Here is a 6,319-nt window from a genome sequence, read left to right on the forward strand (position 1 = left end):
AACTCACCCCCGTCCCTTATTTTCCACTGGGTGTCAAGTCCTTTTCCGAATTGGCGTATCTGATATACTCTCACCTTGCGTGATCCGAAAGGATCGCCAGTAGCGTTGTGCCCCATTCTGCTCTTCAAGCGGGCGTTATGGGTAAAGCCAACCAGAAAGGAGGTGAACATGCCACAGTACGAAGTTAACGTCATCCTCAACCCCAACCTCGATGGAGCCCAGTCTGCTCTGGAAAAAGACACCATCAAAGCTACCCTCGAGCGCCACGGAGCCAGTATCAAAAACGTGGACGACTGGGGCAACCGTCGCCTGGCCTACCCCATCCAGAAAGACCCCGAAGGCAATGTGGTCTTTTACACGGTGGAGATGGCCGGCAACAACAATGCCGCGCTGGAGCGCGAACTGCGCTTGCGTGAGCACGTACGTCGTGTAACCATCATCCGCGACCGTCCCGAATGGCGAAACAGCCAGAAGAAGAAATAGGCTGCTGGCTGTTCAAGTTGAGTTCTGAGGCCGAGACCGTAATGGAACTCAAACCAAGCGCAAAACCCGAAGCCTGAAGAGGCAGACCCAAAAGCGCTACTAAAGAGATAAACTGAAGCAAAGACCGTAACGAAAAGGACTGATGAGTATGGCTCGAGGCCTCAACCGCGTAACCCTGGTAGGCACCCTAACCCAAGACCCTGAACTGCGCTACACGCCCGGTGGGCTGGCTGTGATGGAGCTTAACCTGGCCGGCAACGATATCGTCACCGACGAGCAGGGCCAGACCCGCGAACCGGCCTGGTACCACCGCATTAAACTGCTGGGGAAAAGCGCAGAGTTCTGGGGCGACACCCTGAAGGCCGGTATGGCGCTATTTGTGGATGGCAGGCTTGAGTACCGCTCCTGGGAGCAGGATGGACAAAAGAAGAGCAGTCTGGACATCCGTGCCGACCGCATGGAGATTGTGAGTCTGGAAGGTAAGCGGGGCCAGGTAACCATCACCGATGCCCGTGGTCAGGAGCGCCTTAAGGATGGCTTCAACCACGTAATGCTGGTAGGCAACCTGACCCGTGACCCCGAGCTGCGCTACACGCCCCAGGGAACCGCCGTAACCCGACTCTCGCTGGCGATAAACGAAAAATACACCACCCGCCAGGGAGGGGAGCAGGAAAAGGTGCACTACGTGGAAGCTCAGGCCTGGCGCGAGCTGGCCGAGTATGCGGCAGAACTCAAAAAAGGAGACGGGGCGTTCCTAATCGGACGCTTGGTGAACGACTCCTGGACCGCTCAGGACGGCACAAGACGCTTCACCACCCGCGTGGAGCTCTCCCGCCTGGAGCGACTTGCCCGTGGAACTGGACAAAGTACAGGTGGAAACAGTTCCCAGATGGCTTCCACAGCCAAAGGCCGTACGGGCAAGGTAGATATTGAAGAAGGCTTAGAAGACGATTTCCCACCTGAGGAGGATTTACCGTTTTGAGCACCAAGAAGATGTCCAATCGTGGTGGCCCCAAGGGCGACCGCCAGGACCGTGGCGAGCGTGGTATGCGCCGTGGTCGTAAACCCAAAGTGGCTGCGGCAGTGGGGACTTTCGACCTCACCGACTTCAAGAACGTTGAGATTCTTCGGCGCTTTCTGTCCGAGACCGGAAAAATTTTGCCCCGCCGTCGCACCGGACTCAACGCCCAGGAACAGCGCAAACTGGCCCGCACCATTAAGCGTGCCCGCATGATGGGCCTGTTGCCCTTCACCGAAAAGCTGGTACGGAAATAGGGAGAGTGGAAGATGAAAGTAATTCTGCTTGAACCTATGGAGAACCTCGGCGATGTGGGGGCAGTGGTCAATGTGAAGCCGGGCTATGCCCGCAACTACCTGCTGCCGCGCGGAATTGCCACGCTGGCTACCGAGAGCAACCTCAAGACCCTGGAAGCCAAAATCCGCGCCCAGGCCAGGAAGGCTGCCGAACGCAAGGCCGAGGCCGAGCGTCTTAAAGAGCTGCTGGAGCCGATTACCCTGGTTCTCAAGGTAAAGGCCGGCGACCAGAAGATTTATGGCTCGGTAACAAGCCGCGAGATTGCAGCTGCCCTCGAGGCCCAGCACCAGATCACCATTGATCCCAAGAAGCTGGTTCTGGAAAAGCCCATCAAAGACCTGGGTGATTACGCCCTGGCCTACAAGCCCCACCCTGAAGTGCCCATGACCCTTAAGGTCTCGGTGGTGGCCGACAAGGCCTGAAGCCAGCTCCTTTAAAAATGCCGCCGTTCTTGGCGGCATTTTTGTTTGGAGGGGTGATATGAACCCCTTCCAGATTTGCAGGTTTTTGCCAGTGCCGAAGGTGGGGGCCCCAGCAAAAAGCACCAATCAAGGATATTTCTTATCGTACTCTTCGCAGACGCTGTCATCCGGGAGGCCACTGTGCTGTGCAGGACAAAGCAATCAAGTTGTGGGCAGCTCAATATTTGTGAAGAGCGCCCTAAAACTGCATTGATTGCAGCCGTCCCGCAAAAGCTTTTCTGGCTCGGCTAGCTAGTGGAGCCGTAAGAACCCAGCGAAGCCTGGCCGCATCGGGGGCTTTCTCGTACCACAGATTGAAGACTTCTGCCAGTGTAACGTAGTGGGTGGGGGCTGCAATTTTTTCGATGGGGTCTTGCTTTCGAACGAGGCCCGCCTGCAACACCCGAGCATAAAACCCCGGACGCTGGGCCTGGCGGAACTTTTTGACGAACTGCGGGTCGTTCATGCGGGCGGCCAGGGTCGCGCAGGGAATGCGGGGGGCGGAGACTTCCAGCAGCACCTGGCCGATGCGAAAACGATCGCCAATACGCAAAGGCGCTGGGCCGAAGCTCGAGAAGGTCAGGTTTTCGCCAAAGGTGCCTGGCTGCAGGGCCTCGCCCAGCTGCTCCATCCACCAGTCGTAGTCCTCGGCGCTATAAACGTATACCGCCTGATCGGGGCCGCCGTGGTGCTCCTGGTCGGCAATGTGGTCGCCCACCAGTCCTGTAGGGGAAATTTGAGCCGCCTCAACCGGGCTCTTGTAAATGCCGGTGGCTGTCTTGTCAGGTAGAAGCTGGGGGTGGCCCAGGTTGACGGAGATCAGATGCATCTCCCACACTTTACAGGTCTCACCCGCCTGCTATAAAGCTGTTTTGGTTTCAAGATTTGGCACGTAGGCGGGCTGCCAGCAGCATGGCGAGCCCCCGCCAGGCCAGCAGCAAGACCAGGGTGGCCCCCAGCGCAACCGCCCAAAAGACCAGGTAGCTCAGGTCGAACGGCTTTTGCAGCACCATATGGCGCAGCCAAACCCCGGCACTCACCGCGATGGCCCAGGTATAGAGTAGGTTTTGCCAGGAGGGACGGGAATAGGTGCGCAAAAACGGCGCAACCAGCCACCAGACCAGCAAAATGGGCAGGGCATTGCGCGCAATCCCTGCCAGACCGATGGGCTCGCCGTGGGTTTGCAGGCCAATAATGGCAAACAGCACGATGCAAACGGCATCGCCCCAGGCCAGCATTCGGCTTACGCGGCGGGTAGTGCGTGCCATAGGGGACTACTCGGCCCCGGTGGCCTCGAAGAAGACCTTTTCGGCCCGGTAAGAGCTACGTACCAGAGGGCCGCTGAAGACCTCCATAAAGCCTTCCTGATAGCCCCAGTCGCGGTACATAGCGAACTCCTCGGGGGTTACGTAGCGCTCGACCGGCAGGTGGTGTTGGCTGGGCCGCAGGTACTGCCCGAAGGTTACGATATCTACGCCCACCGCCCGCAAGTCGCGCAGGGCCTGGCGGATTTCTTCGTCGCTTTCGCCCAGGCCCAGCATCAGGCTGGACTTGGTGAGCACCTCGGGGCGCACCTTTTTGGCGTGCTCGAGCACCCGCAGGGTCTGGTCGTAGCCGGCCCTGGGGTCCCGCACGCGGGGGGTCAGACGACGGACGGTCTCGAGGTTGTTGGCGAAAACGTCCTGGCCGCCCTGCAGAACGGTCTCGACGTCGGCCAGGTGGCCCTGGAAGTCGGGGGTGAGGGTCTCGACCTTGACCGAGGGGTCGAGCCGTTTGATCTGCCGCACCACCTCGGCGAAGTGGGAGGCCCCGCCGTCGGGCAGGTCGTCGCGGTCTACCGAGGTAAGCACCACGTACTTGAGGCCCATCTCGGCCACCGCCTGGGCCACGTGCAGAGGCTCCAGGGGGTCTAGCCAGCCCTTGGGGTTGCCGGTGTCCACCGCGCAGAACTTGCAGGCCCGGGTACACACGCTGCCCAGCACCATGATGGTCATGGTGCCATGCCCCCAGCATTCGCCAATGTTGGGGCAGATGGCTTCCTGACAGACCGTGCTGAGGCGCAGCCGCTTGGTCATCTCTTTGAGGCGCTGGTAGTTGGGGCCGGTAGGCACGGTGGCCCGCAGCCAGGCGGGCTTGTTGCGGTCGATGGGTTCGGGGCGTTCCTGGGCGATGCCGCCCGGAATCACTTTTAGTTCGATCAGGCCGCCGTGCTGGAAGTCCTCGAGTTGAACGGTCTTGAGTTTGCTCATGCCAGTTCCTTTGCAGAAGTAGCGGGCTTGAAGTCGAAGCTGGGAAACTGCTGCCCGAAAGCCTGCACCACCCGTTCCATTACCTCGTCCATGCTAACAGGGTAGCCCAGGATTTTCTGGAGCGAGGTTACACCCTTGTCTTTAATGCCGCAGGGCACAATCAGGTTGAAGTCCTCGAGCTGGGTGTTCACATTAAGGGCAAAGCCGTGCAGGGCCACCTCTTGCTTGACCGCTACCCCAAAGGCACAGAGCTTTTCCTCGCGGTCGGGCCAGCCTGCCACCGGTGCGGCCTGGCGCACCCAGACCCCCGCGTAGCCTGGGGTGGCAAAGGTCTCGATGCCATAGCTGCGGGCTACCTGCATGACCACCTGCTCGAGCTGCCGCAAGAACCCCCGCACTTGCCGCCCTACTGGAAAGATGGGATACCCCACCAGCTGGCCGGGGCCGTGGTAGGTTACGTCGCCCCCCCGTTCGATGCTAAACAGTTCAATGCCCATCGCACGGTACTGGGCCTCGCTCAACAGCAGGTTTTCGGCTCTGGCTGCACGGCCCAGGGTGATGGTGCGGGGGTGCTCCAGGAGCAGCAAAGTGGGTTTGCGTTGCCCCCCAACCACCTCGGCGTGAACCTGCTTCTGGTATTCCCAGGCCTGTGCATAGGGCACTGTTCCAAGTTTTTCCACCTCGAAGGCGGCGCTCATACCTCTAAAGCATACTCCCAGCCCGCTGTTCGCATAGGAACGAAGCCACACATAGCCGCCAGGTCAACCCGCTTTTAGGGCCTGGAAAGCTTCTTCATACTCAAGTTGGTTGAGGCCCCGGCCAATCACCACCAGGCGCGACAGGGCCTGCACCGGCTGCTGGGCTAGCTCGAGGCTAAATATCTCACGCACCGACTGAAACAGCACCTGCTTGTCGAAGCCTTTTACGCTAAGGAAACCCTTGGCGCGAAAAACTGCATCGGGCCGGGAAATCAGGTACTGGTCAATAAACGCATTTACTTTCTGGCGCTCGAGCAGCCCTTCGGCGGTAAGGGTGAAACTCTGAACCCTGGGGGTGTGCAGGTGCTGGTAATGCTGGGGTCGCCAGTCTAGGTCGAATGCGCGCAGGTGCAACAGGTCTTGTGGGTCTACCCTTGACCGCGAGGTGCGGTAAATCTGGGCCAGAGGATTGATCTTGTTAATCAAGCCCTCAGCCTCGGCCACCTGCTCAGGGCTGGCCAGGTCGGTTTTGTTCAGCACCACGGTGCTGGCGTAGGCCAGCTGAACCGCGCCTTCGGGGCCATCGCGCAGGGTTTGCTCGAGGTTGCGGGCATCGGCCACTCCAATAATGCCGTCCAGTTCAAACTTGGTGCGGGCAAATGGATCCATCACGGTCTGAGCTACTGGCACCGGGTCGGCCAGGCCCGATAGTTCGATTAAGATGTAATCGGGTTTGTCTTTGCGGGATACAAGCTTGAACAAGGCCGAGACCAGGTCTTCACGTCCCACACAACACAAGCAGCCGTTGGACAGCTCGGCGATTCCATCGGTGTCCACATTTTCAATCAGTGAGCCGTCTATGCCAGTCTCCCCAAACTCGTTGACGATGATGCCGAACCTGTGTGCTTTGCTGGCTACCAGGTGGTTGACCAGGGTGGTTTTTCCGGCTCCCAGGAAACCCCCGATGATGCTTACGGGAATGCGCTTTTGCAACTGGGCCATGGGCATTACCATACTCCAGCGACTGCCATGAAGGGAAACCGGCTTTACATTCCTTCGTGTGCTACTTGACCTTGCCCCCAGGGATGTGAAAAAAGAGGGGGTGCTATGCAT

The 6,319-nt window shown here is 59.2% G+C and carries 9 protein-coding genes; 4 read left to right on the top strand and 5 right to left on the bottom strand.

From position 1 onward, the window contains the following. The first annotated feature begins 168 nt into the window (after window positions 1-168). From rpsF to rplI, 4 genes are all read left to right on the top strand, one after another. On the top strand, window positions 169-483 hold the full coding sequence (gene rpsF / locus ABWU19_RS13965) for a 30S ribosomal protein S6 (RefSeq protein WP_027877514.1): 315 nt from the start codon (window positions 169-171) through the stop codon (window positions 481-483). Window positions 484-631: 148 nt separating this feature from the next. Continuing rightward, the gene (locus tag ABWU19_RS13970) at window positions 632-1,465 is read left to right on the top strand and encodes a single-stranded DNA-binding protein (RefSeq protein WP_435902277.1); all 834 of its coding nucleotides are present in this window, start codon (window positions 632-634) and stop codon (window positions 1,463-1,465) included. Between the two features lie 65 nt (window positions 1,466-1,530). Next, window positions 1,531-1,758, top strand: a complete 228-nt coding sequence (gene rpsR / locus ABWU19_RS13975) for a 30S ribosomal protein S18 (RefSeq protein ID WP_435902278.1) — start codon at window positions 1,531-1,533, stop codon at window positions 1,756-1,758. Between the two features lie 12 nt (window positions 1,759-1,770). Continuing rightward, entirely contained in the window at window positions 1,771-2,220 is a 450-nt protein-coding gene (gene rplI / locus ABWU19_RS13980) for a 50S ribosomal protein L9 (protein WP_435902271.1), read from the top strand. A gap of 238 nt (window positions 2,221-2,458) precedes the next feature. Here the strand turns inward: rplI and ABWU19_RS13985 are convergent, their stop codons facing one another. The 5 genes from ABWU19_RS13985 to ABWU19_RS14005 all read right to left on the bottom strand — a co-directional run bounded on the left by ABWU19_RS13985 (window position 2,459) and on the right by ABWU19_RS14005 (window position 6,208). After that, a complete protein-coding gene (locus tag ABWU19_RS13985; RefSeq protein WP_435902272.1) occupies window positions 2,459-3,088 on the bottom strand; it encodes an MOSC domain-containing protein in 630 nt (209 codons plus the stop codon). Window positions 3,089-3,137: 49 nt separating this feature from the next. Then, window positions 3,138-3,527, bottom strand: coding sequence for a DUF3054 domain-containing protein (locus ABWU19_RS13990; RefSeq protein WP_435902273.1), 390 nt, complete (start codon window positions 3,525-3,527; stop codon window positions 3,138-3,140). A gap of 6 nt (window positions 3,528-3,533) precedes the next feature. After that, window positions 3,534-4,508 carry a lipoyl synthase gene (lipA, locus tag ABWU19_RS13995; protein WP_435902274.1) on the bottom strand — a complete coding sequence of 325 codons (975 nt, stop codon included), beginning with the start codon at window positions 4,506-4,508 and terminating at the stop codon, window positions 3,534-3,536. Further along, window positions 4,505-5,206 (bottom strand): lipoyl(octanoyl) transferase LipB, encoded by a 702-nt coding sequence (gene lipB / locus ABWU19_RS14000; protein WP_435902275.1) that lies wholly within the window; start codon window positions 5,204-5,206, stop codon window positions 4,505-4,507. Before lipB ends, lipA begins: the two co-directional genes overlap by 4 nt. Before the next feature lie 63 nt (window positions 5,207-5,269). Continuing rightward, entirely contained in the window at window positions 5,270-6,208 is a 939-nt protein-coding gene (locus ABWU19_RS14005; protein ID WP_435902276.1) for a CobW family GTP-binding protein, read from the bottom strand. Window positions 6,209-6,319 lie beyond the last annotated feature (111 nt).

This window comes from Meiothermus cerbereus, from assembly GCF_051297115.1.
Lineage (GTDB): Bacteria > Deinococcota > Deinococci > Deinococcales > Thermaceae > Meiothermus > Meiothermus cerbereus_A.